A 24,657-nucleotide genomic window follows, 5' to 3' on the forward strand; every position below is an offset into this window, starting at 1 on the left:
CTTCACCCGCTCCAATTCACCGCCGGTGACGCCCCCTGCGGCAACGAGTTACCGCCCCCGCCCTCCTTCTGCATCGACTCGGACGCACAAGCGTCAGATGCCTCGACTGGCGAACCTGCCTGTCCGATCAACGTCGCCGTTCCTCGACGACCTGCCCGATGCCGAACTCTACTTTCTAGACGGCAGGCATTGGCTGCTGGAGACCCACCTCGATGAAGTCGTGGCGTTGATGCGGGACTTCCTCGGACGCAGGCATGCGCCGCCGGGCTGACGACGGACCGTTCACGATTTCGGCTCGCCTGTCTCCCGGGCAGCGGTGGTTTCACAGACCAGTGCGGCCCACGGCATCCGTCGCAACGCGTCGACCAGGCGAACACGCCCCTCCTCCACCGCCAGCGGCTCGCCGGTCAGCAGGTTCTTGAACGCGGCCGCGCCAACGTCCGCGGGAAGCCGCACCGCCGTGCCATTCCACTTCCCGGCAGCGGGCAGAGCCGGCACGACACCATCGTCGTGCGCATCGGAGCGCGCGAGGTCCACGAACAACCGTCCCGCCACGATCACCAGCATCCGGCCTTCACGCCTGCGCGCAAAAGCCACGATGTGCCTCGACAGCGGCCCGTCGACCACCAGCGGCTCGTAGCTGCCTTCGCGAAACAGCTCGGGATGCGCCCGCCGCAGCGACAGCAGCCGCCAGATGAACCAGAGCTTGGCGCGGCCGTCGTGCGGTGCCTCGGCCATCGAGCGCACCTGCTGCGCCAGGCCGTCCTGCCCGGCCATCGCCTTCAACCCGGCCAGGCATTGCTGCCGCAGCGCGTAGTCCACCGGGCGCCGGTTGTCCGGATCGACCAGGCTCAGCTCGATGAATTCGCTGCCCTGGTAGAGATCGGGCACGCCGGGCGAGCCGTACTTCAGTAGCGTGAGGGTGAGGCTGTTCCAGGCGCCGAACCAGGCCAGCCTGTCCGCCAGCTGCTGGATGTCCGCCAGGCATGCACTCTCCTTTGGTTCGGCCAGCAGATCGCGAACGAAGCGCTCGAGCGCGGCCTCGTATTCAGCGTCGGGCCGTGACCACCGCGTGCGCAGCTTGGCTTCCCGGGCGGCCTTCTGCATGTACTGCCAGATGCGATCGCCATAGCCGGGTGCAGTGCCGGCGTCGAGCCCGCCCAGGGGCAAGGTGCCGAGCAGGGTCTGGTACAGCAGGTATTCATCGGTGCGCGATGGCGCCTCGCCGCCCGCCAGCCTCTGGCGCGTGCTGCGGCAAAGGCCATGCCAGCGCGTGAGCGCCAGGGTCCACTCGTTGGGCATTTCCGAGAGCACGTCGATGCGGTTGCGCACGTCCTCCGAGCGCTTGTTGTCGTGCGTGGAGGTCGCCAGCATGGTGTGAGGCCAGCGCCGGGCGCGGTCGGCGCTCGCCGCGTGGAAGGCCTCGACCTCGATGCCGAACAGGTCCGGTTCGCCGCCCACCTCGTTGAGCGAGCTGAGCGGAAAGTAACGGTAGAAGGCCGTGTCCTCCACGCCCTTCGCCGCCACGGGCGCGCTGAACTGCTGGAAGCGCTGCGCGAAGCGGCGCACACGCTCGCGCAGCGCCGGCGGCGCGGAAGCCACGGCCTCTCCGCGCAGCGCGCTTCGCACGAAATCGAAGATCGACCGGTCGGCGTCGCCGCTCTGCCTGGCGGCCTCGTCGACGGCCGTATCGATGAAGCGCCCATCCTGTTGCGATGGCCCTTCGACGATGTAGGTCCGGTACACCGGCATGCACGCGGCGACGTCGGCCAGCGCGTGGCGCAGCGCATTGAGCGTGTAGTCGCGCGTGCCGCGGTCAGCGCCCGCGATGCGCCGCAGCTCGGTCGCCAGCACGTTCAGCTCCGACGCGAGTGCGTTGCGCATCACCTCGCGCCGGCCTGCGCGCGACACCGAGGCGAAGTCCGCGGCATCGCCGGTGAAGCGCTGCCAGGTGTGCACCACGCTCGCCTCGGCCGCGGTGTCGACCAGCACGCCGTTGGCCACGTTCGCGAATCGATAGCCGGTGGTGCCGTGCACATGCCAGCGCTCGGGCACTTCCTCGTGCGCCCCAGCGATCTTCTCCGCCACCACGTACAGGGGCCGTGCGGGCCGCCCCTGCGCGTCGTGCGCGGGCAGTACCAGTCCGGCGCGCCGCGCATAGCCCTCCTGCAGCTTGCGGAAGTAGTCGGCCGGGTCGTAGAGCCCGTCAGGGTGGTCGATGCGCAGGCCGTCCACCACGCCGGACGCGGCGAGATCCAGCGCGAGCGACTGCGTGGCCTCGAACACCTCGTCGCGCTCCATGCGCACGGCCGCGAGATCGTTGATGTCGAAGAAGCGCCGGTAGTTGATCTCGTCCGCCGCCACCCGCCAGTGCGCAAGCCGGTAGGCCTGCAGTTCGATCAGCCGGTGCAGCGCGTCGCGGGCTTCCGGCACGGCCAGGTTCAGCTCCGCCACCGACGACGCGAGCGCCCGCGCCACCGGGGCATGGTGCCCGGCGAGCCGGGCCAGCCGGAGCTTGAGCAGTTCCTTGTCGCGCACGCGTTCGGCCTGCCCCTGCGCGGAAACCGCATCGCGCCGCGGCAGATGGCCGAAAGCCGTAGCCAGGCTCGCCAGCTCCCCCGATGCGGCTGCATCGCCGATCCGCGCGAGCGCCCGTTCGAGCACCACGGGATAGCTCTCGGGCGCCAGCGGAAACCGGTGGTCGTAGTAGCCGATGGCGAAGCTGCCTGTCGCCTCCTCGAAGCGCAGCACCAGCTCGCCGTTCTCCAGCGCCTCGCCGTAGTGCGCGCCGAGCACGGGCAACAGCACCTTGCCGGTCAGCTCGGCGTTGAGCGGCTGCCAGTCGATGTCGAAGTGCTGTGCGAACAGCGACGCGGGCCCGTTCTCCAGCACGTCCATCCACCAGGCGTTGTCGGCGCCGAACACGCCCATATGGTTGGGCACCATGTCCAGCAGCTGGCCGAGGCCGTTGGCCTTCAGCGCAGCGGTGAAGCGCGCGAAGCCTTCCTCGCCGCCAAGCTCGGGGTTGATCTCCCCGTGCGCGACCACGTCGTAGCCGTGCATGCTGCCGGCGCGCGCACGCTGGATGGGCGAGCAGTACACATGGCTCACGCCGAGTTCCGCCAGATACGGCAGCACGCGGATCGCGTCGTCGAAGCCGAAGTCCTTGTGGAACTGCAACCGGTAGGTGGCGCGAGGCACGCGGGTCCGCAGGCCCGGCGACGAGCCCTGCCCCTTCGACTCGGCCCGGCGCGGCCGCTCGGCGCGCAAGGCATCGCCCAATCCGCGCATGAGTTCGCCGCCAGCCAGCGCCGCCACCGGTTCGGGCAGCTTGCGCCGCCAGTTCGGATGCTCGTCCACCGTGCCCGGCATGTTGGCCTGGGCCACGAGGCCCGCCACGTCCTCGAGCTGCACCATCATCAGCGCCGATGGCGCCGCGGCCAGGAAGGCATGCGCCGCCTCGACGATGCGCGCGGACGGCACCGCGAGCCCGGCCGCCTGCGCCACCTCCTCGCGCGACAGCAGGCCCGCCTGCCGCAGGGCCTGCATCAAGGCGATTCGCTCGCGCGCGCGGTCCATCAGCTGCCTGTCGAAGATCGCCGGGTCGGGAAACAGGCCGAGCGCGAGCCGCTCCCGCAGGTCGGAGGCCGTCCACCAGCCCGCGAAGGTCGCGAGGTCGTGCGTGCTGAGCGCAACGAGGGCGGCCGGCGGATAGGCGTCGGGCTGCGTGAAGCCGCCGTCGCCCTGCCTCTCGAAATACAGCAGTCGGTAGGACAGCACGTCGGCCTGCGCCAGCGCGTCGCGCATCGCTTCTTCGACCGTGCCGAGATCCTCGCCCACGACCATGCAACGCTGCCGCTGGCTCTCTATCGCCACGATGGCCAGCATCTCGTCCAGCGCATAGCGGACGTAAGCCCCATCGCGCGCGCTCCGGCCCTGCGGAATCCAGAACAGCCGCATCAGGCCCATCACGTGATCGATGCGCAACGCGCCCGCGCCATGCATGCAGGCCCGCAGCGTGTCGATGAAGAAACGGTAGCCGTCTGCGCGCAGGCGGTCGGGGCGCAGCGGCGGAAGGCCCCAGCCCTGCCCGGCCGGGTTGAACTCGTCCGGCGGCGCGCCGACGCTGGCACCCTGGGCAAACATCTGCTGCGCGCCCCAGGCATCGGAGCCGGCGCGATCGACCGACACCGCAAGGTCCACGTACAGGCCGACGCCCATGCCGAGCGCATCGCAGCGCGCGGACACACGCGCGAACTGCCGGCTGGCGATCCACTGGAGGTATTGATGGAACTGCACGCGCCGCGCATGGGTGACCGCAAAGGCCGTGACCTCGGCCGAATCCGGATCGCGCCAGGCGGCCGGCCATGCATGCCAGTCCCGTGCGCCGTCTCCAGCGGCAAGAAAGCGCGCCTGCAGCGTCTCGAAGATGGCGTGCTGCCGCAGCGACTCGCCGCGCTCCGCGACGAAGGCCAGGAACTCCCTGCCCGACTCGTCGGGCGCGCCCTCCGGCGGCAGGTGGCGCGCGCAGAAGTCGTCGTAAAGCAATTCGAGCACTTCGAGCTTTGCCGCGGCCACGCCCGCGTAGTCCACCAGCGGCGCGGCGCGCAGCGCGGCAAGGCGCGCCTGGAAGCCGGGCGAACGCACCCTGTCGCGAGCCGGCTCGCAGCCTGCGAAGCCGTCCACCGCTTCCACGTCGATGTAGAGCACGTTGAGGTGCTGGCGCGACGAGGGGCTGTACGGACTCGCATCCGTCGGCGTGCTCGTGAACAGCGCATGCAAGGGGTTCAGGCCGATGATGTCGGCGCCCTGCTCCGACATGCGCACAGCCAGGTCCTCCAGATCGCTGAAATCGCCGATGCCCCAGTTCCGCGGCGAGCTCAAACCGTAGAGCTGCGCCGTCACTCCCCAGACGCGGCCGCCGTCGCGTACGACAGGTGGCCGATAGCAGCGGCCGGGCGAGGCAAGCACCAGGGTCTCGCCGCGCAGGCCCTCGATGCGCAGCCGGTGGTAGCCCATCTCCAGGCCGACCGGCATCTGCAGCACGCGCTCGCACAGGCAGGCACCGTCGATGTCGATGCGGCCGGTCTCGGGCAATGCCTGGGCATCGGCTTCACCCTCCAGTTGCCTGCCGTGTTCGTCGTCGAGCTGCCAGCGGATCCGGCGCATGGACGCCGGCAGGCGCAGCGTCACCGGCCAGGCGGGCTGGCCGGCCAGCACTGCCCGCACCGGCGGCAACGCCTGCGCCCAGCGCGCGCGGCGCGCGGCCTCGAGCGCCTTGCCCGCCGGCACCGTGCCGTCGAGCTGCACGCCGAATTCGCCCAGCAGCGCGACCAGGCTCTCGGCGGACGCCTCGCAATGCTTGCCGAACGCATCGGAGTAGCCGGTCGAAATGCCGAAGTGCGCGCACAGCCTCCCCAGATCGTCCGCGGCGGGGCCGTGGCGTGCTTCATCCGTCATTCAACGCTTCCAGTGTCACGTGCACCGCGCCGCGCGCGAGGCGCAGGGCGCCATCGCTGTGGGTCGCGCCGTCGCTGTAGACCACTTCGCCGGGCGGCGCCACCACATCCTCCACAGGCCGTGCTCCGAAGTGGGCCAGCATATGCAGGCGTGTCGAGCCATCGCCGGCGTTCACCGGCTTCAGCTCCCACTGCACTTGCAGCGTGTCGTTCTCGCACCGGTAACTGCTCGCGCCCTTCGCGCCGCCGAGCCGGGGCACAAGCAGGTGATGGCGCAGATCCAGCAGCTGCTGCACCTCGCTGAGCCGCGAGAAATGCGGACGAGCCCCACGCTCGCGCCAGCGCAGCTTCGAAGCCAGGAAAGTCTCTTCGGCGTTCGGGTCCGGAATGCGCGCGCGGGCAGCCTCGTCGGCGAAGGCCGCGAAGCCGCCGAACTCCGCGCGTCGGCCTTCGGACACCGCCGTCGCCAGTTCGGGCCCGAAGTCGCAGAAATAAAGGAACGGCGAGGAAGCCGCGAACTCGTCGCCCATGAAGAGCATCGGCACATGCGGCGACAGCAGCAGGCAGGCCAGCGCCGCACGCACCAGCACCGGGTCGCCCAGCGCGTGGATGCGCTCGCCGAAGGCCCGGTTGCCGACCTGGTCATGCGTCTGCAGGAAGGAGACGAAGGCCTGCGACGGCAGCCGCGCGCTCGGCTCGCCGCGGCGCTGCCCCTGCCGGAACACCGACGGCTGCCCCTGGTAGATGAAGCCCTCGGCCAGCGCGCAGGCGAAGCGGCGCACCGGGTCGTCGGCATAGTCGGCGTAGTAGCCGTCGCGCTCGCCGGTGGCCAGCACGTGCACCGCGTGGTGCAGGTCGTCGTTCCACTGCGCGGTGCCGATCGAGGGCGAGCCCCGGTCGTCGCGCACCAGCATCGAGGCCCGGTTGTCCTCGTTCTCCAGCACCAGGTGCACATGGCGCCCGCGCGCCGGCCCGGCATCGAGCGCCTCGCGGATCTCGCGCACGATGTGCAGCCGGCTCTGGTCGTGGATGGCATGCACCGCATCCAGGCGCAGGCCGTCGAAGCGGAACTCCTCCACCCAGTAGAGCGCGTTGTGGATGAAGAAGTCGCGCACCGTGCGCGACTCCGGCCCGTCGAAGTTGATCGCCGCGCCCCACGGCGTCTGCCGCCCGGCATTGAAGAACTCGGGGCAGTACGCATGCAGGTAGTTGCCTTCCGGCCCGAAGTGGTTGTAGACCACGTCGAGCAGCACCATCAGCCCGAGCGAATGCGCCGTGTCTATCAGCGCCTTGAGTTCGTCGGGCGTGCCATACGAGGCATCGGGCGCGAACGGCAGCACGCCGTCGTAGCCCCAGTTGCGCCGCCCCGGAAAGTCCGCGAGCGGCATGAGCTCGATGGCGGTGATGCCCAGTTCGGCCAGCTCGGCCAGCCGCTCGCGCGCCGCGCGAAAGCTTCCTTCTTCGGTGAAGGTGCCCACGTGCAGCTCGTAGACCACCGCCTCTTCCCAGGGGCGGCCGCGCCAGGCCCCGTCCGTCCACTGGAAGCGCCGAGGGTCCACGACCTCGCTCGGGCCATGCACGTCCTCGGGGTTGAAGCGCGAAGCGGGATCGGGCACGCGCGTGCCGTCGGGCAGGCGGTAGCGGTAGCGGTCTCCGTGCCCCGCGCCGGGCACGCTCAGGCGATGCCAGCCGCGCCCGTCGCGCGACATCGGCTTCGAGGAGGTTTCGCCGCCGCCGGGCGCATGGTGCGGATGATGTTCGAGCACCACGGTCTCCGCGGAAGGTGCCCAGAGCGCGAAGTCGGTGCCGTCGGCGAGCACCGTCGCGCCGAACGGCATGCGATGCACGTGGGTGTCCGTGTGAGCCGTCATGGCCGCACGTCCGGCCGGCTCAGCACCACGAGCGAGCGGCATTGCAGGGGATATTGGGGCTCCGACCAGACGGGCGCCAGCGTGGCCGCGTCTTCCGTGGTGGCGGGCGGCGAGCTGTTGGCGGTGTCGACCAGCAGCCGCCAGGCGCCGTGCCGCATCGGCGGCAGCGTGAAGGCGATCTCGTCGTGATGGGCGTTGAGCAGCACCAGGAAGTCGTCGTCGTGCTGAACTTCGCCGCGCAGCCCGCGGTCGACGATGCCGCTGCCGGGGATGTACATCGCGATGCAGCGCGCGCTGGGGTCGTTCCAGTCTTCCGGCCGCATCTCTCCACCGTCGGGCTTGAGCCAGTGGACGTCGGTGACGGTCTCGCCTTCGGAAGGCTGTCCCGCGAAGAAGCTGCGGCGCCGGAACGACGGGTGCGCGCGGCGCAGCGCCACCATGCGCTCGACGAAGGCCGTGAGCGCGAGCCGCTCGGGCGTGGAAGTCCAGTCGATCCAGCCGAGTTCGTTGTCCTGGCAGTAGACGTTGTTGTTGCCCTGCTGCGTATGGCCGCGCTCGTCGCCGGCCAGCAGCATGGGCACGCCCTGCGACAGCAGCAGCATCGCCAGCAGGTTGCGCTTCTGGCGCTCGCGCAGCGCCACCACCTCGGGGTCGTCGGTGGGCCCTTCGATGCCGCAGTTCCACGAGATGTTGTGGCTGTTGCCGTCCCGGTTGTCCTCGCCGTTGGCCTCGTTGTGCTTGTCGTTGTAGGAAACCAGGTCGTGCAGCGTGAAGCCGTCGTGCGCGGTGACGAAGTTGATGCTCGCGGTGGGGCGCTTGCCGGACCAGCCATAGAGATCCTCGGAGCCGCTGATGCGCCTGGCCACCTCACCCAGGAGCCCGCCGTCGCCCTTCCAGAAGCCGCGCAGGCCGTCGCGGTACTGGTCGTTCCATTCGGCCCAGCCGAGCGGGAAGTTGCCGACCTGGTAGCCGCCGTGGCCCAGGTCCCAGGGTTCGGCGATCAGCTTCACCCGGTTGAGCGTGGGGTCCTGGCGGATCGCATCGAAGAAGCCGCCGAGGTTTTCCACCTTGCCCGACTCGCGCGCCAGCGCCGAGGCCAGGTCGAAGCGGAAGCCGTCCACGTGCATCTCCTCGGCCCAGTAGCGCAGCGAGTCCATCACCAGCTGCAGCGCATGCGGGTGCTCGAGGTTGACGGTGTTGCCGCAGCCCGTGAAGTCGTCGTAGTAGCGGCGGTTGTCGCCGTTGACGATGTAGTACGAGGCGTTGTCCACCCCGCGCAGCGAGAGCGTGGGGCCGAGCTGGTTGCCCTCGCAGGTGTGGTTGTAGACCACGTCGAGGATCACCTCGATGCCCGCCGAGTGCAGCGTCTTCACCATGGTCTTGAATTCCTTGACCTTGCCCGAGGCGCTGTAGCGCATCTCGGGCGCGAAGAAGGCCAGTGTGTTGTAGCCCCAGTAGTTGCGCAGGCCGCGCTCGGCCAGGTGGCGGTCGTTGAGGAAGCTGTGTACCGGCAGCAGCTCGACCGTGGTCACGCCCAGCCGCTTGAGGTAGTCGACCACCGGGGCGCAGCCGAGTCCGGCGTAGGTGCCGCGCAGCCCGGGCGGCACGTCGGGGTGCGTCATGGTGAAGCCGCGCACGTGCATCTCGTAGATCACCATGTCCTGCCACGGCACCGAGGGACGGCGGTCGTCCCCCCAGGTGAAGGCGGTTTCGAGCACGCGTCCCTTGGGCATCAGCGGCGCGCTGTCCCGGCGGTCGAAGGAAAGGTCTTCGCGCTTGCTTCCGACGGTGTAGCCGTAGAGCGCGTCGCCCCAGCGCAGTTCGCCCACCAGGTCCTTGGCGTAGGGATCGATGAGCAGCTTGTGCGCGTTGAAGCGATGCCCCTCCTCCGGCTTGTAGGGCCCATGCACGCGATAGCCATAGGCCTGCCCGGGGCGCGCCTCGGGCAGGTAGCAGTGCCACACGCCGTCCGTGCGCTCGAGCACCGGGATGCGCTGCAGCTCATGGCGGCCCTGCTCGTCGAAGAGGCAAAGCTCGACCTTGTCGGCGTGCTGCGAGAACAGGGCGAAGTTGACGCCCTCCCCATCCCAGGTGGCGCCGCGCGGATAGGGTCGCCCGGGCCAGACGGCGCTGATCGCCAGGTTGGTCTTTCGAATCATGCGTTGTGTTTCAGTGTGGAGGACGGTCGTTGTCGAAGTGCGGGGGGCGGCTGCCGCCGACGGTGGTCACGCTCGGCGGCGGCTTGGCGCTTCCCGTCTGCCGGGGCCACCAGCGCTCGATCTGGGCCTTCGCCCAGTCCTTGCCGGCCAGGCCGAAGGCCAGGGCCAGGGCGAACACCACGCCCGCCAGGATCACCAGGAAGCTCTCGCGCACGATGTCGCCGCCGACCTTGATCTGGTCCAGCGCGATCAGGATCACGAAGGCCATCACCGCGTACTGCGCGACCTTGCCGAAGAGCACGGCGTCCTGCATCTTCACGCTGCGGAAATAGCTGCTCACCGCCTCGCCCACGAAGCGCGCGAAGTAGGAGCCGAAGGCCAGCACCAGCAGCGCCACAAACACGTTGGGCACGAACCAGACGATGCGCCCCAGCAGGTCGGCGATGTAGCTCAGCCCCATGCCGTTGAAGGCGATGAGCAGCGAGGCCAATATCACCAGCCAGTAGGTCAGGATGCCGAACAGGCTGCTGGTGTCGCCCGCCAGTCCGCCCTGGCGCAGGAAGTTGTCCAGCCCCGCACGCTCGGTCAGCACGTTGAAGTTGATCGCGCGCAGCGCCTTGGTCACCGTGAAGCGGGCCGCCTTGGCGACCAGCCAGCCGACCAGGACCACCACCAGCGCGATCAGCAGGCGCGGAATGAAGGCGCCGACCTGATACAGGATCGCGCGCAGCGGCTCCAGGTGAATGCCGAAGTTTTCCATGATCTGTCTTCCGTTGAAGGTGGCCTCGGCGGTGGGTCAGGCACGGGGCTGCTGGATCAGCGCGAGCACGCCATGCAGCGGAACCTGCGCCCATTCGATGCGGTTCTCGAGCTCGTAGCGCAGCTCGTAGAGGGCCTTGTCGATCTCGAACAGCGCGAGCAGCTCGGCATCGAGCGGCGCGCCGTCCGGCCCTGCCAGCGCGGCGCCGTAGCCGCCCAGGAAGGCTTCGCGCGTTTCCCGCTCCCAGGCGATGGCTGGCGCGGCAAGCCGCTCGGCCTCGTCGGGGCTCTGGGCCACCCGGCGGAGCGCCGACCAGCGGGCGTAGTTGAACGAACGCAGCATGCCCGCCACGTCGCGCAGGGGCGAACTCTTGGTGCGGCGCTCCTCGAAGCTGCGAGCCGGCTCGCCCTCGAAGTCGATGATGACGAAGTCGTTGTCCTTCACCAGCACCTGGCCCAGATGGAAGTCGCCGTGGTAGCGGCTCTTGATGCCGCCGCCCTCCACCGGATGGCGGGCCTCGATGCTGGTGCGCAGCGCATCCTCCGCATCGAGCAGGCTGCGCGCGTCGGCCTGCGCGGCGGCCGGCAGTTGCTCGATACGCTCGCGCAGCAGCGCAAGCGTGGCGGCGGCGTCGTTCGCCGCGTGCGACTTGAAGCCGGCGAAGTCGGCGGGGGCCAGCGGCTCGGGGTCGAAGGCGGGCGATCCGGTGCGCGTGGCGAGCGCGCGGTGCAGTTCCGCGGTGCGCCGGCCCAGCGTGGCCATGAGCGCGAGGAAGCCGCCGTGCACGCTGGACGCATCGGGCACGCCGGGCGCGGTGCCGTCGGTGGTGAGCACGTCGCGCAGGAAGCGCTCCAGGTAGCCGAGCGTGTAGTCCCAGCCATCGCCCTGGTTGGCCACGTAGCCCTGCACCATGGCGAGCGTCATCGTGCGCCCGTCGCTGGTCATGTACTCGAGCGCGCCGAGCACCGGCACGCAATGCGGGTAGCGCGCCACCTCGGTCAGGAAGCGCCCCATCTCCAGTTCGGGGTTGATGCCCTCGCGCACATGGCGGTAGCCCTTGAGGAACAGGGTCTCGTCCAGCGTGAGCGCGGTGTTGCTGCTCGCGCCGCTGGGCCGGCCGACGGGCAGCGCATCGATGTCGACGGCGATCTCCGCGAAGGCGGCGGTCGGCCGGAAGACCAGCTTGCCGCCCAGGGTGGGCAGCTCGGCGCCCGCGGCGATGGTGCGCACCAGTGCGCGGCAGAAGGCCTCGTCGTAGAAGGCGTCGCCCATCAGGCCGACCTGCGCCTGCTGCCGCACCTTGGCCAGCGCGGCCTGCCCCACGCCGGCCATGCGTTCTTCATCGCGTTCTTCCCAGGCCAGCGCGAGCGGCATGAAGTAGGTGGCGCCTCCGGGCGGTCCTTCGAGGTCGAGCAGGGACAGCATCCAGCTCTGGCCGTCCACCTCCCAGACGGCGTGGTCGGCCAGCCGCGCGCGCTGGATGGCCGTTCCCTTGGAGGCGTACCAGCGCTGGATCTCGATGTGCCGCGGCAGCGTCTCCAGCTCGAACTGGTTGCGCATGCGCTCGGCCATGCCGATGCGCCACGGCATCACCCGGTCGCGGAAGAAGCTGGTCCAGCCGTCGAAGAGCACCAGCGTGGGCCGCTCCTGCAAAGCCACGCCCTCCTGGTGCCAGCTGGGCGCGTTGGCCTCGGCGGTGAGCCTGAACCAGTAGAAGCCATAGGAGGCCAACGTGAGCAGGTACGGCAGCTCGCCGATGGGCGGGAACGGCGCGCGGCCGAGCATCTCGATCGGCACGAAGCCCTTGAACTCGGAGAGATCGAGTTCCACCGGCTGCGCGGCGCGCGAGAGGTTGAACACCGCCAGGATGACGTCGCCGTCGTACTCGCTCAGGTAGGCCAGGATCTTGCGGTTGCCCGGCTTCAGGAAGCGGCGCCTGCCGCGGCCGAAGGCATGGCTGGTCTTGCGCACGGCGAGCATGCGCTTGGTCCAGTTCAGCAGCGAGCTCGCGTCGCGCGCCTGCGTCTCGACGTTGAGCGCCTCGTAGCCGAACAGCGGGTCCATGATCGGCTGCAGGTACAGGCGCTGCGGGTCGGCGCGCGAGAAGCCGGCGTTGCGGTCCGGGCTCCACTGCATGGGCGTGCGCACGCCGTTGCGGTCGCCCACGAACACGTTGTCGCCCATGCCGATCTCGTCGCCGTAGTAGATGATGGGCGAGCCCGGCATCGACAGCAGCATGCCGTTCATGAGCTTCACGCGGTCCATGTCGTTCTCCATCAGCGGCGCCAGCCGCCGGCGGATGCCCAGGTTGATGCGCGCGCGCATGTCGGCCGCGTACATGGTGTACATGTAGTCGCGCTCCTTGCTGGTGACCATCTCCAGCGTGAGCTCGTCGTGGTTGCGCAGGAAGATGGCCCACTGGCAGCCCTCGGGAATGTCGGGCGTCTGCGCCATGATCTCGACGATGGGGTGGCGGTCTTCCTGGGCGATGGCCATGTACATGCGCGGCATCAGCGGGAAGTGGTAGGCCATGTGGCACTCGTCGCCGTCGCCGAAGTATTCGCGCACGTCCTCGGGCCACATGTTGGCTTCGGCCAGCAGGAAGCGGTTCTTGTACTCCGCGTCGATGGCCGCGCGCAGCTGCTTGATCACCGCATGCGTCTCGGGAAGGTTCTCGTTGCTGGTGCCGTCGCGCTCCACCAGGTAGGGAATGGCATCGAGCCGGAAGCCGTCCACGCCCATGTCGAGCCAGAAGCGCATCGTCTTGAAGATGGCCTGCAGCACAGCCGGGTTGTCGAAATTCAGGTCGGGCTGGTGGCTGAAGAAGCGGTGCCAGAAGTACTGCTTGGCGACCGGGTCCCAGGTCCAGTTGGAGGCCTCGGTGTCGGTGAAGATGATCCGCGTGCCCTGGTAGATCTGGTCGGTGTCGCTCCACACGTAGAAGTTGCGCTCCGGCGAGCCCGGCGGCGCGAGCCGCGCGGCCTTGAACCACGGGTGTTCGCTGGAGGTGTGATTGATGACCAGCTCCGTGATCACCCGCAGGCCGCGCTTGTGCGCCTCGGCCAGCATCTCGCGGAAGTCGTCCAGCGTGCCGTACTGCGGATGCACGTCCTCGTACTCGGAGATGTCGTAGCCGTCGTCGCGCAGCGGCGAGGGATAGAACGGCATCAGCCAGATGGTGTTGACGCCCAGCTCCTTCACGTAGTCGAGCTTGGCGGTGACGCCCTTGAAGTCGCCCATGCCGTCGTTGTTGGAGTCGAAGAAGGCCTTGACGTTGAGCTGGTAGATCACCGCGTCGCGGTACCACAGCGGATCGTCGCTGTTGTCGATCTCGACGGTTTCGAGCGCGATGTGGGAGACAGGTGCGTTCATGGGCGAGCGACCTCAGAGGAAGTAGTCGAAGTCTCGTTCGTCGCCGTGGCGGCGGCGGACCACGAAGATGTGCGCGGGCACGCTGTGGGGATCGAGCCGGACGTAGTGCCAGTCGCCCTGCCAGATGAATCGCTGGCCGCTGAGCAGGTCGTGCATCTGGAAGCTGGCGCCGGCCGCGACGCCCACGCTGGCGGGCTCCAGCCCGAGCCAGCCCGACTGCGTGTTGTGCGGATCGAGGTTGACCACGGTGACGATCACATTGGAGCCGTCGGGCGACTCCTTGGCATAGGCCAGCAGCTGGTCGTTGTCGATGTGCAGGAAGCGCAGGCTCCTGTCCCAGTGCAGCGCGGGGTTCTCGCGGCGGATGCGGTTCACCCGCGCGATGAAGGGAGCGAGGCTGGCGGGGTCGTCGTGGTTCCAGTGGCGCAGCTGGTATTTCTCGGAATCGAGGTATTCCTCGCTGCCGGGTCCGCGCGGCAGGTGTTCGCACAGTTCGTAGGCCGGCCCATAGATGCCGTAGTTGGCCGCGAGCGTGGCAGCCAGCACAAGCCGCGACATGAACACGGCCGGCTCGCCGGCATGGAACTGCTCATGAAGGATGTCGGGCGTGTTGGGCCAGACGTTGGGGCGGAAATAGTCGATGCCGGGGCCGCTGGAAAGCTCGGTGAAGTACTCCTGCAGCTCCTTCTTCGTGTTGCGCCAGGTGAAGTAGGTGTACGACTGCGAGAAGCCGAGCTTGGCGAGCCGGTGCATCACCTTCGGCCGCGTGAAGGCTTCGGCCAGGAAGATCACGTCGGGATGCGCGCGCTTCACCTCGCCGATGGCCCACTCCCAGAACGGGAAGGCCTTGGTGTGCGGGTTGTCCACCCGGAAGATGCGCACGCCCTCGCCGATCCAGTGGTCGAGCACGCTCTTGAGCTCGGCCCACAGGCCCCGCCAGTCTTCGCACTCGAAGTTGAAGGGATAGATGTCCTGGTACTTCTTGGGCGGGTTCTCGGCGTACTGCACGCTGCCGTCGGGGCGCCAGCGGAACCAGTCGGGATGCGCCTTCACGTAGGGATGGTCTGGCGCGCACTGGAAGGCGATGTCCAGCGCGATCTCCAGGCCATGCGCCGCGGCGCGGTCGAGCAGGCGCCTGAAGTCTTCCGCGCTGCCCAGGGCCGGCAGGATCGACTTGTGCCCGCCCTCCGCCGCGCCGATGGCCCAGGGGCTGCCCACATCGCCGGGGCCTGCTTCCAGCGCGTTGTTGGGGCCCTTGCGCTGTTCGCGCCCGATGGGATGGATGGGCGGAAAGTACAGCACGTCGAAGCCCATGGCGGCGATGGCCGGCAGGCGCGCCTCCACGTCCCTGAAGGTGCCGTGCGCGCCGGGCACGGGGCTGGCCGAACGCGGGAACAGCTCATACCAGGTGCTGAAGCGCGCGCGCTCGCGGTCGGCCACCAGCGGCAGCTCGACCGGATGGCGCACCGCGTGCCGGCGGTCGGGATGGCGCCGCGCGAGCTCGGCGTATTCCTCGTCGAGCGCCAGGGCCTTGAGCGAGACGACGTCGGATGCCGGGCTGGCCGCCACGGCGTCGAGCTCGGTGGCCCACCGCTGCAGGGCGACGCGGTCGGCGCCCTCGGCGCGAGCGGCGGCGGCCGCGATCTCCAGCGCGCCGACCTGCGCGGCGATGCGCACGTCGTCGGGATCGACGCGCCGCGTCATCTCGCTGCGCCACGACTCGAACGGATCCACCCAGGCGACGGCGGTGTAGACGTAGCGCCCCATCGAAGGCGGCGAGAACCTGGCCTCCCACACGTCGTTGCCCAGCGGCTTCATCGGCACTTCGCGAAAGCCGGCCTGGTCGTGCGCGCGCCAGCACAGCTGCACGCGCAGCACGTCGTGCCCGTCGGTGAAGCAATGGGCGCGTACCCGCACCGGCTCACCCACCACGCGCTTCACCGGGAAGCGGCCGCCGTCCACGCAGGGCAACACGGCGTCGATGACCGCGCGGACGGTGCCTGACGCCCCGTTCGCGAACTCCATGTCCGCTCCCGCCGGCGGGGAGGCAGTCTTTGCAGAGAAGATGTTCTTCATCAGGGACAGTGCTCCAGGATCAGCGTGGACAGCGGCGGCAAGGTGATGCACACCGATTGCCTGCGGCCATGGGAACGCACGGGCGCCGCCTCGACGCCGCCGAAGTTGCCCCAGCCCGCTCCACCGAATTCCGACGCATCGGTGTTGATCAGCTCCCGCCAGCGGCCACCGAGCGGCACGCCGAGCAGGTAGTTGGTGCGGGGCACCGGGGTCATGTTGCTCACCGCCAGCAGGGGCGGACTGCCGTCCTCCGCCTTGCGCAGGAAGGCGAACACGCTGGTGTCGGCGTCGTCGGCCGCCACCCACTCGAAGCCCGCGGAAGAGAAATCGACCTGGTGCAGCGCGGGCGCGTCCCTGTAGACCCGGTTGAGCTGCGACACCAGGCGCTGAAGCCCCTGGTGCCCCTCCAGTTCGCAGACCCACCATTCGAGTTCGCCGTCGTGCGTCCATTCGCGCCGCTGGCCGAACTCGCCGCCCATGAAGAGCAGCTTCTTGCCCGGGTGCGCCCACATGAATCCGTAGAGCGCCCGCAGGTTGGCGAACTGCTGCCAGCTGTCGCCGGGCATCTTGTTGAGCAGCGAGCCCTTGCCGTGCACCACCTCGTCGTGCGAAAGCGGCAGCACGAAGTTCTCGTGGAAGGCATACACCAGCGAGAAGGTCAGCTTGTGATGGTGATAGCGGCGATGGACCGGGTCCTCCTTCATGTAGGCCAGCACGTCATGCATCCAGCCCATGTTCCACTTCTCGCCGAAGCCCAGGCCGTCCATGTCGGTGGGCCGAGACACGCGCGGCCACGCGGTCGATTCCTCGGCCACCGTGACCGTGTCGGGGTGCTCGCGGTAGACGGCGCGGTTGAGCGTCCGCAGGAAGTCGATGGCTTCCAGGTTCTCGCGCCCGCCGTGGCGGTTCGGAATCCATTCGCCGTGCCGGCGCGCGTAGTCGAGGTAGAGCATCGACGCGACGGCGTCCACGCGCAGCCCGTCGAGGTGGTACACGTCGAGCCAGAAGAGCCCAGACGACACCAGGAAGCTGCGCACCTCGGAGCGCCCGTAGTTGAAGATGCTGGAGTTCCACTCCGGGTGGAAGCCCTGGCGCGGATCGGCGTGTTCGTAGAGGTGCGTGCCGTCGAAGTACGAGAGCCCGTGCTCGTCGGTCGGGAAGTGCGAAGGCACCCAGTCGAGCAGCACGCCGATGCCCTGCTGGTGCAGGTGGTCGACGAGGTACATGAAGTCCTGCGGCGAGCCGAAGCGTGCGGTGGGCGCGAAGTAGCCGGTGGTCTGGTAGCCCCATGAGCCGTAGAAGGGATGCTCGGTCACGGGCATGAGCTCCACGTGCGTGAACCCCATTTCCTTCACGTAGGCAGCCAGCTGGTGGGCTATTTCGCGGTAGCCGAGAAACCGGCCGTCCTGGCGCCGCCATGAGCCCAGGTGCACCTCGTAGACCGACATGGGAGCGCCGAGCGCGTTGCGCGGGCCGCGCGTGGCCATCCACTCGGCATCGTTCCATTCGTAGGAAAGTTCGCAGACCCGCGAAGCGGTGGCCGGCGGCAGTTCCGCGCTGAAGGCGACCGGATCGGCCTTGTCGACGGTGTAGCCGCCGTGGCGTGAACGGATGCGGTACTTGTAGGCCTGCCCGACCGCGGCGTTGGGAACGTGTCCATGCCATATGCCGGTGCCGTCGGCACTCGGCGCCAGCGCATCGGCGTCGCCGGACCAGTAGTTCCAGTCGCCGATCACCGAGACGGACTCGGCGTTCGGCGCCCACACCGCGAAGTGCGCACCGCCCTCTTTCGCGGGGTGGCATCCCAGCACGTCGTAGAGCCGGGAGTGGGTGCCCTCGCGGAAAAGATAGGCGTCTCGCTCACCATGGAGTGGATGATTCGGCGGCACGGTGCTCCCGTTGAGAAAGAGTTCTCGGAGTCCTCTCTTCAGAGTCCTCTCGTCTGGTGCTCCTCAATTTGCTGGCGTGCGGGGCACCGTGGTTAAGGCCGGCGCCGATTCACCATGTCGGAGAGAAGCCCGTGCGTCCGCCCGAACCGGACGGGAGCGGCGGGCGGGGCCGCGTCGAAATGCCCCACTGTCGAGCGGGCGGTTGATAAAAAGAGAGCGCCACGCCACGATACGAACGCATGACTGACCTGGATGCCCCCACGCTCGACCTGATCGAAACCTGCTCGCAGGCCTCCCTCGCTCTTCTGGAACGCAACCTGACGCCGCACGGCATCCTCGCGGCCTCGCGCACCGAAGCCGCCGAGGCGCGGCGCTACACGCGCATCTTCGGACGCGACGCCGCGATATGCGTGATGGCGATGTGCGGCAGCGGCGTTCCAGCGCTGGAGCAAGGCGCAGTGGCGAGCATCGACTCGCTCGCGGCGCGGCAGGCCGCCAACGGACAGATCCCGAAGTACGTCGACCCCGAAGGCCGCGATGCCGACTTCTGGTACCTGGGCTGCATCGACGCCACCCTGTGGTGGCTGATTGCCGTGGACCATGTGCGCCGTCACGGGCAGGTCGGCTCCTCGCGCTGGAGCGCGGAGGCCGGCCGCGCACTGGACTGGCTGCTGGCACAGGAGCACCAGCACTTCCGGCTGCTGCAGCAGAACGAAGCCAGCGACTGGGCCGACATCATGCCGCGCTCGGGCTACGTGCTCTACACCAATGCGCTCTGGTACGAGGTCAAGCGCCGATACGCGCTGGACCATGCGGAGGCAACGCAGCACCATTTCAACCACCTGTTCAACCCCTTCCAGCGGGACCTGCCCGAATACCACCGCGCGCGGCTGCTGCAGCACTACGCGCGCCGCGGCCGGCGCGACCCCGGGCTGTATCTCAGCTTCGTCAACCTGGCCGTGGTCGGCGACGAGGGAGACGTATTCGGCAACGTGCTGGCCATGCAGAGCGGGCTGGCCGACACGGCCATGGCGCAGCGCATCGTCGACACCATCACGCAGGCGCGAGCCAGCGATCCCTACCCCGTGCGCGTGGTGCTGCACCCGCTGTCGCGCCAGCACCCGCTGTGGCGGGCCTACATGGGCCGCCACCAGCAGAACATCGTGCACCAGTATCACAACGGGGGCATCTGGCCCTTCGTCGGCGGCTTCTGGGTGATGGCGCTGGCCAGGCTGGGCGCACTCGAGATGGCCCGCGCCGAACTCGCGCGGCTGGCGCAGGTCAACGCGCTCGACGACTGGCGCTTCACCGAGTGGTTCCACGGCCGGACGCTGTCGCCCATGGGCATGGCCGGGCAGAGCTGGAATGCCGCGACCTTCCTGCTCGCGCGGCGCGCCCTGCTGGACTGCGAGGCCGCCCGTGGATCCTGATCGGTCCTGATCAGGGCGAGCGTCGGACGCCTGCAGTCGCCGGTGCTCGGCACGTCCGCTCGTAACGAGCCGCACTGCGCCCTCTTCCAATGGGAACTAGGCCATAGGTACCCATCCCCTGTAGGAATACAGCCCGTCTTTCCCCCGCCTAGGGGCTTCGCTCTTGTCGATGGAAACCTTCGACTTCGATACTGTGTGCCGGACCTGCAGTCCGATCGCGGATCATTCGGAAGGAGCGACGGCAATGCCGATGAATTTCCTGAGGCGCATCGAGGACGCCTCGTTTCCCCTGGCCATCCACACCGACGCGGACATCCAGTGCGCCGCGGTCCTGGCGGCTGCCCAACTGGTGGAGGCAAGCCTGCCCGAGCCAGGTACGGGGGCCGGCCAGGGCGGCGTCATCCTGCGCATCACTCCGCTGGGCAGGGCGGAACTGAAAAGGATGCACGCCAAGGACCGGAACAGCGACTGCGAGGCCTGTTCCGATTGAGGGGGTTGCAGAGCCAGCCTTGAAAGCGCAGTGGCAATGCCATGCCCGCGAGGGCAGGCCTGGCCCGCGCGTCTGCCTGCGCCGCCGGCCCGACAGACCGAGGTCGCGAGCCGCCGCGCGGAACGGCCTTCATCCGGCCTCGCTCATCACGTAGCATCCGGCTCCAGTTGCATCGCCAGATGGGTCGCCTGACCTCTCTTCCTTCATCCGGAGCCGGTCCATGAAGCTGCTGTTCGCCCTGTTTCTCTCCGCGCTGCTCTGCGCCTGCGCAAGCACGCCCGGCACCGCGCCGGGCAACACGGGAGGAGCACCGTCGGGCGTCGAGCAGGCGACCGAGCCGGCACCAGCCCCGCCCACTGGCATCCAGTGGCGCTACATCGATTCCAAGTCGTACGAAGCGGTGAGCCCCGGCCTGGGCATCAGCCATCGTTTCGAGAGCAGCGCCGGGTGGGTCGACGTCTACGTCTACGACATGAAGCGCAGCTGGCAGGCAGGCGTCGGCGATCCGCAGTTCGACGAACACTTCAGGAGCACCATTGCCGAGGTGCAGCGCGCCGTCGCGCAGGGCATGTACGCAAGCGCCAGGGTCGGACCCACGCGGGACGTGCGCATCGAAGGACTGACCTTCCGCTCGGTCTCGTTCCGCCTCGTGCGCGCGCGTGACGGCACTCCCTACGACTCGTTCACCTACCTCGCTGTACGCAACGGCAAGCTGCTGAAGTACCGCATCTCCTTCAACACACCCACGCCGGCGAACACGGAGGCGATCGCGCGCGAGTTCATCGAACGCAACCTGCGCACCGGCCCCGAGGTGCCGGCCGGCACGCGCCAGCTGCGCAGCGCCTGACGCCCGGGCCTTGAACCCGCTCCCGCTTCGCCGGAGCGCGCGCTGCCCCTCGACGTTATCAGGCTGCCCGACGCGGCGACGCGCCCGGCAGCTTCGCCACCCTTTCGGCGAGAAAGTCCACCAGCACGCGCACACGCTGCGGCTGGTGGCGGCGCGGCGCATACAGCAGGTGCATCTCCTGCGCGGGACCGGTGTGGCGGCCGAGCACGCGCACCAGCCGGCCCTGTGCGAGCAGGTCGGCCACCATCCAGGTGGGCTGCAGCGAGATGCCGGCGCCGCCGAGCACGGCATCGAGCATCGCCACCGCGTTGTTCACCCGGTAGCGGCTGCGCACGGGCACCGCGACGGGGCCTTCGGGGCCCTGCAGCAGCACGCCGTCATCGCCGGCCCCATAGCGCAGGTAGTCGTGCCCGAGCAGGTCCTGCGGCTTGCGCGGCTTGCCGCGTGCGGCGACGTAGTCCGGCGAGGCGACGAGTACGCGCGGCCACGAGCCCAGGTGGCGGGCGACAAGGTCGGGCGGCAGGGTTCCGCCCACGCGCAGCGAGACGTCGATGCGACCTTCCAGCGGATCGATGAAGCGGTCGTCCAGCACCAGCTCGAGTTCGATGTCGGGATGAAGGCCCAGGAACTCCAGCGCCATCGCGTTGAGGTGGCGCTGCCCCAGCGTCACCGGCGCGCTCATGCGCAGCAGGCCGCGCGGCTGCTGCACGCCTTCGCGCGCGTCGGACACCGCGTCGCCGTATTCCTCCAGCACCCGGCGGGCACGCTCGTGGAAGCGCTGGCCTTCCTCGGTGAGGCTCAGGCCGGCGGCGGTGCGGCGCAGCAGGCGCACGCCAAGGGAACGCTCCAGTCCGGCCACCAGCTTGCTGACGGTCGGCTGCGTGGTGCCGAGCGCGCGGGCCGCGCCAGAGAGGCTGCCCAGCTCCACGCTGTTCACGAAGGCTTCGAGGGCGCGCAGGGTGTCCATGGAGTATTCGAATGTGGAATGGCGTGGATGCCATTCTGCCGTCTACCCATCTTGATGGGCATGAATGAAAGTCGCGGCATCGCTTCGACTTTCATCACCAGGATCCATCCCAATGACCGCATCCACATTCGCCTCGGTACTGCGCCACGGCGCCCTCGCACTCACCCTGGCCGCCACGGCCGCCAGTTCGACGGCCGGCCCTGCCGCCACCTACTGGAGCCCGAGCTGGATGGCCAGCACGCAGCCCATCTGGGGCGGCGATTTCGTGCTGCCCTCGGGCCTGCCCTTCCAGTTCAACAGCCAGACCGTGCGGCAGGTCGCGCGCCTGAGCATCGGCGGCTCGCGGCTGCGCGTGGTGATCAGCAACGAAGGCGGCACGGCACCGCTGTATGTCGGCGCGGCGCGCGTGGCCCGGCATGCGGAAGGCTCCGGCGTCGTCGAGGGCAGCGACCGCGCGCTGCGCTTCGGCGGACAGGCCGATGCCACCGTCCCGCCCGGGGCGCGCCTCGTCAGCGACCCGGTCGACCTTGCCGTACCGGCACTGGGCGAAATTGCGGTGTCGATCTACCTGCCGCGGCCCAGCCAGCCCGCGGGCTTTCACTTCGACGCGCGCCAGACCGCCTACGTCGCCGACGGCGACCTGACCGGCGCGGCCCGCCTGCCCGCGTCGGCCACGCAATGGAGCACCCGCATATTCCTCAGCGGCCTGATCGTCGAGACGCAGCAGCCGCCAACCACCGTCGTCGCCCTCGGCGACTCGATCACCGACGGCAACGGCTCCACGCCCGGCGCCAACACCCGCTGGCCCGATGCGTTGGCCGAGCGGCTGGCCGGCCGGAACGTGGCGGTGCTCAACGCCGGCATCTCCGGCGCCCGCCTGCTGAAGGACGGCATGGGCCGCGCGGGCCTGGAGCGCGCGGGCCGTGACGTGTTCGCCCAGCCGGGCGTGCGCGCCATGATCGTGCTGCTGGGCACCAACGACATCGGCTGGCCCGGCGGCCCCTTCGCGCCCGATGAACCCGCCATGCGCGCCGAGACCGTCATCCAGGGCCTGAAGCAGCTCGCGGAAATGGCCCATGCCCACAACGTGCGCATCGTGGCCGGCACCATTCCGCCGAACGAGCGGGCGCTGGAAGGCACGCCGCTCGAAGGCCACCACTCGCCCGCCAAGGACAAGGTGCGCCAGGCCGTGAACCGGTGGATCCGCGAAGGCGGCGCCTTCGACGCGGTGGCCGACTTCGACGCCCTGCTGCGCGACCCCGCACAGCCCTCGCGGCTGAAGGCTTCGATGGACTCCGGCGACCACCTGCACCCGGGCGATGCCGGTTACAGGGCGATGGCCGCGTCCATCGATCTGGACGCCCTGCTCGGCACTCCCTCGCAGCCCTGAGGAACCTTTTTCTCAAGGGTTTGAGACCTCCTCAAATACTGTACATGCATACAGTATTTCTCTAGAATTCGTCGTCTCCAAGAACAACATCGAGGCGACGCCCATGACCACCGCCAGTCCGCCTGCGCCCACCGCGCAGGTTCTTTTCTTCTCCAGGCTGCACCGGTTGCAGCCATCCCGCACCCGCACAGGCCGAGTCTCGACTTGGCCCTTCAAGGTGGCCCGCGACAAGGACCACGACGACGACGGGTCTGCCCGGGACGATATCCGCGCACACGCTGCGCGCGTCATCCGGACCACGGCCGAGAGCTGGTGGCCGCCGGAATCCTGAAACCACCCCAAGGAGCCCACCATGACCGAGCGCAATCGACTTCTCGTCGGACTCTTCCCCACCACGCAGGTGCAGGCTGAAATCGAAGCGCACCGCAAGGACTGGTTGTGGCCGAAGGGCTGTTCCTTTCCACCCGTGGAACGCATGCATCTGACGCTGCAGTACCTCGATGACCAGCAGGGCCATGCCGAGCAGTGCCTGCGCACGGCGCTCGCCGCGGTGTCGATGCGGCCGCTGCAGCTCACGCTCGACAGCTCCTGCACATGGTCCAACGATGTCTCGGTGGTCCAGCCTTCGGAGCACGAAGGCCTGCGGCGCCTTCAGCACGACATCAGCCGCGCACTGGTGCAAGCCGGCTTTGCTCTGCGGATCGGCGAGCGGGGCTGGACGCCGCACATCACCATCGCGCGGAATTCCATGCACGCCGCGGCTCCCGGCTCGCTCAAACCCATCCGCTGGACCGCGACGGAATTCCGCCTGGTCCGCTCGCACTTCACCTACCCGTTCCGCCACGAGCCGCTGGGCTCCTATCCACTGCACTGAGGCCCGCGCGCATCCGGCGCTACAGTCTGCGGATGCTGACGCCTCCCGACCTGCCGCACGACGCCATCGCACAGCACCTGGCCAGTGCCTACGAACTGCACGGCATCCGCGCCGAGTTCCTGCCTCTCGGCGCCGATGTGAACTCCGCGGTCTTTCGCATCCACGCGAACGACGGCACCACCTACTTCCTCAAGCTGCGCCGTGGTGGCTTCGACCAGGGCGTGGTCGCCGTGCCGGCCTTCCTGCGGCACGAGCGAGGCATCGAAGCGGTGATGGCGCCCTTGCCGACGACCAGTCACCAGTTGAGCGTGCAGGGCCATGGATTCGACTGGGCGCTCTACCCCTTCTTCGACGGAAGCAGCGGCTTCGAACGCACACTGACCGACCGGCAGTGGATCGCGCTCGGCACCGCGCTGGGAGCCATCCATCGCACAGAGCTGTCCGAATCGCTATCGGCCGCCCTTCTCCGCGAACGCTACGACCATCACTCGCGCGAGGGCGTGCGCCGCTACCAGCGGCGCTTCGTCAACGGTGTGAAGGGCGACGGCATCGTCGAACGCTTTCTCGCCTTCTGGGAAGAGCGCGCGGAAGAGATCGACACCGTCGTCTACCGCAGCGAGCAGCTCGCTTCCATCCTGCTCGAACGCCCGCCGCAGCTGATGCCGTGCCACTCCGACCTGCACGCAGGCAACGTGCTGCTCGGTGACAACGACCGCCTTGCCATCGTCGACTGGGACACGCTCATCCTCGCCCCGAAGGAGCGCGACCTGATGTTCATCGGCGGCGGTGTGGGCCACGCCTGGAACCAAGCCCGGGAAGAGGCACTGTTCTACGAGGGCTACGGCCAGCGGGATCTCGACCTGGTCGCCCTCGCCTACTACCGCTACGAGCGCATCGTGAAAGACCTGCTCGAGTATTGCGACCAGATGCTCGACCCCGCGGCCAGCACGCAAGACCGCGAAGAAGGCCTGCGCCAGATGCAGGAACAGTTCCTGCCCGATGACGTCGTCGCCATCGCGCACCGCAGCTACGACGACATCACCTGATCGGGTCCGTGCCGGCGGGGCCAGGCT

16 protein-coding genes are annotated in these 24,657 nt (G+C 68.9%); 8 read left to right on the top strand and 8 right to left on the bottom strand.

Annotation, left to right across the window (positions count from 1 at the left end):
* Positions 1-97: 97 nt before the first annotated feature.
* On the top strand, positions 98-271 hold the full coding sequence (locus FHT32_RS22375) for a hypothetical protein (RefSeq protein WP_371132235.1): 174 nt from the start codon (positions 98-100) through the stop codon (positions 269-271).
* A gap of 11 nt (positions 272-282) precedes the next feature.
* On the opposite strand, the gene FHT32_RS22380 is transcribed toward FHT32_RS22375, so the two are convergent.
* From FHT32_RS22380 to glgB, 7 genes are read right to left on the bottom strand one after another with little or no spacing between them, the layout of a single operon-like run.
* Positions 283-5,460 carry a malto-oligosyltrehalose synthase gene (locus tag FHT32_RS22380; RefSeq protein WP_176666804.1) on the bottom strand — a complete coding sequence of 1,726 codons (5,178 nt, stop codon included), beginning with the start codon at positions 5,458-5,460 and terminating at the stop codon, positions 283-285.
* Complete coding sequence (gene treZ, locus FHT32_RS22385) at positions 5,450-7,330, bottom strand: malto-oligosyltrehalose trehalohydrolase (RefSeq protein WP_218088366.1); 1,881 nt, start codon at positions 7,328-7,330, stop codon at positions 5,450-5,452. The genes FHT32_RS22380 and treZ overlap by 11 nt, the downstream gene beginning before the upstream one ends.
* Positions 7,327-9,489 carry a glycogen debranching protein GlgX gene (gene glgX, locus FHT32_RS22390; protein WP_176666805.1) on the bottom strand — a complete coding sequence of 721 codons (2,163 nt, stop codon included), beginning with the start codon at positions 9,487-9,489 and terminating at the stop codon, positions 7,327-7,329. Before glgX ends, treZ begins: the two co-directional genes overlap by 4 nt.
* A 10-nt stretch (positions 9,490-9,499) precedes the next feature.
* Positions 9,500-10,249, bottom strand: coding sequence for a hypothetical protein (locus FHT32_RS22395; protein ID WP_176666806.1), 750 nt, complete (start codon positions 10,247-10,249; stop codon positions 9,500-9,502).
* Positions 10,250-10,285: 36 nt separating this feature from the next.
* Positions 10,286-13,621: a maltose alpha-D-glucosyltransferase gene (gene treS, locus FHT32_RS22400; RefSeq protein WP_176666807.1), complete on the bottom strand. Its 3,336-nt coding sequence runs from the start codon at positions 13,619-13,621 to the stop codon at positions 10,286-10,288.
* A 12-nt stretch (positions 13,622-13,633) separates the two neighbouring features.
* Positions 13,634-15,697, bottom strand: a complete 2,064-nt coding sequence (locus FHT32_RS22405; protein WP_176666808.1) for an alpha-1,4-glucan--maltose-1-phosphate maltosyltransferase — start codon at positions 15,695-15,697, stop codon at positions 13,634-13,636.
* A complete protein-coding gene (gene glgB, locus FHT32_RS22410) occupies positions 15,697-17,586 on the bottom strand; it encodes a 1,4-alpha-glucan branching protein GlgB (RefSeq protein ID WP_176666809.1) in 1,890 nt (629 codons plus the stop codon). Before glgB ends, FHT32_RS22405 begins: the two co-directional genes overlap by 1 nt.
* A 239-nt stretch (positions 17,587-17,825) precedes the next feature.
* On the opposite strand from glgB, the gene FHT32_RS22415 reads away from it, so the two are divergent.
* The 3 genes from FHT32_RS22415 (at position 17,826) to FHT32_RS22425 (ending at position 20,353) form a co-directional block, all read left to right on the top strand.
* The gene (locus FHT32_RS22415) at positions 17,826-19,016 is read left to right on the top strand and encodes an amylo-alpha-1,6-glucosidase (protein ID WP_176666810.1); all 1,191 of its coding nucleotides are present in this window, start codon (positions 17,826-17,828) and stop codon (positions 19,014-19,016) included.
* A gap of 244 nt (positions 19,017-19,260) precedes the next feature.
* The gene (locus FHT32_RS22420) at positions 19,261-19,506 is read left to right on the top strand and encodes a hypothetical protein (RefSeq protein WP_176666811.1); all 246 of its coding nucleotides are present in this window, start codon (positions 19,261-19,263) and stop codon (positions 19,504-19,506) included.
* Between the two features lie 220 nt (positions 19,507-19,726).
* A complete protein-coding gene (locus FHT32_RS22425) occupies positions 19,727-20,353 on the top strand; it encodes a hypothetical protein (RefSeq protein WP_176666812.1) in 627 nt (208 codons plus the stop codon).
* A 58-nt stretch (positions 20,354-20,411) separates the two neighbouring features.
* Here the strand turns inward: FHT32_RS22425 and FHT32_RS22430 are convergent, their stop codons facing one another.
* Positions 20,412-21,320: a LysR family transcriptional regulator gene (locus FHT32_RS22430; protein WP_176666813.1), complete on the bottom strand. Its 909-nt coding sequence runs from the start codon at positions 21,318-21,320 to the stop codon at positions 20,412-20,414.
* Between the two features lie 112 nt (positions 21,321-21,432).
* Between FHT32_RS22430 and FHT32_RS22435 the strand changes: the two genes are divergently transcribed.
* The 4 genes from FHT32_RS22435 to FHT32_RS22450 all read left to right on the top strand — a co-directional run bounded on the left by FHT32_RS22435 (position 21,433) and on the right by FHT32_RS22450 (position 24,630).
* Complete coding sequence (locus tag FHT32_RS22435; RefSeq protein WP_176666814.1) at positions 21,433-22,710, top strand: SGNH/GDSL hydrolase family protein; 1,278 nt, start codon at positions 21,433-21,435, stop codon at positions 22,708-22,710.
* 103 nt (positions 22,711-22,813) lie between these two features.
* Positions 22,814-23,041 (top strand): hypothetical protein, encoded by a 228-nt coding sequence (locus FHT32_RS22440; RefSeq protein WP_176666815.1) that lies wholly within the window; start codon positions 22,814-22,816, stop codon positions 23,039-23,041.
* Positions 23,042-23,062: 21 nt separating this feature from the next.
* A complete protein-coding gene (locus FHT32_RS22445) occupies positions 23,063-23,584 on the top strand; it encodes a 2'-5' RNA ligase family protein (RefSeq protein WP_176666816.1) in 522 nt (173 codons plus the stop codon).
* A 32-nt stretch (positions 23,585-23,616) separates the two neighbouring features.
* On the top strand, positions 23,617-24,630 hold the full coding sequence (locus FHT32_RS22450; protein ID WP_176666817.1) for a phosphotransferase enzyme family protein: 1,014 nt from the start codon (positions 23,617-23,619) through the stop codon (positions 24,628-24,630).
* Positions 24,631-24,657 lie beyond the last annotated feature (27 nt).

It is taken from the genome of Variovorax sp. SG517 (genome assembly GCF_013376045.1).
Taxonomy (GTDB): Bacteria; Pseudomonadota; Gammaproteobacteria; order Burkholderiales; family Burkholderiaceae_C; genus Variovorax.

Bases quoted from the DNA above. Each gene is read 5' to 3' on its own strand.
- FHT32_RS22415 (WP_176666810.1), top strand. From the start codon at position 17,826: ATGACTGACCTGGATGCCCCCACGCTCGACCTGATCGAAACCTGCTCG.
- FHT32_RS22440 (WP_176666815.1), top strand. From the start codon at position 22,814: ATGACCACCGCCAGTCCGCCTGCGCCCACCGCGCAGGTTCTTTTCTTC.
- FHT32_RS22380 (WP_176666804.1), bottom strand. From the start codon at position 5,460: ATGACGGATGAAGCACGCCACGGCCCCGCCGCGGACGATCTGGGGAGG.
- FHT32_RS22450 (WP_176666817.1), top strand. From the start codon at position 23,617: ATGCTGACGCCTCCCGACCTGCCGCACGACGCCATCGCACAGCACCTG.
- FHT32_RS22395 (WP_176666806.1), bottom strand. From the start codon at position 10,249: ATGGAAAACTTCGGCATTCACCTGGAGCCGCTGCGCGCGATCCTGTAT.
- FHT32_RS22445 (WP_176666816.1), top strand. From the start codon at position 23,063: ATGACCGAGCGCAATCGACTTCTCGTCGGACTCTTCCCCACCACGCAG.
- FHT32_RS22375 (WP_371132235.1), top strand. From the start codon at position 98: ATGCCTCGACTGGCGAACCTGCCTGTCCGATCAACGTCGCCGTTCCTC.
- treZ (WP_218088366.1), bottom strand. From the start codon at position 7,330: ATGACGGCTCACACGGACACCCACGTGCATCGCATGCCGTTCGGCGCG.
- FHT32_RS22420 (WP_176666811.1), top strand. From the start codon at position 19,261: ATGCCGATGAATTTCCTGAGGCGCATCGAGGACGCCTCGTTTCCCCTG.
- FHT32_RS22435 (WP_176666814.1), top strand. From the start codon at position 21,433: ATGACCGCATCCACATTCGCCTCGGTACTGCGCCACGGCGCCCTCGCA.
- glgX (WP_176666805.1), bottom strand. From the start codon at position 9,489: ATGATTCGAAAGACCAACCTGGCGATCAGCGCCGTCTGGCCCGGGCGA.
- FHT32_RS22430 (WP_176666813.1), bottom strand. From the start codon at position 21,320: ATGGACACCCTGCGCGCCCTCGAAGCCTTCGTGAACAGCGTGGAGCTG.
- FHT32_RS22425 (WP_176666812.1), top strand. From the start codon at position 19,727: ATGAAGCTGCTGTTCGCCCTGTTTCTCTCCGCGCTGCTCTGCGCCTGC.
- FHT32_RS22405 (WP_176666808.1), bottom strand. From the start codon at position 15,697: ATGAAGAACATCTTCTCTGCAAAGACTGCCTCCCCGCCGGCGGGAGCG.
- treS (WP_176666807.1), bottom strand. From the start codon at position 13,621: ATGAACGCACCTGTCTCCCACATCGCGCTCGAAACCGTCGAGATCGAC.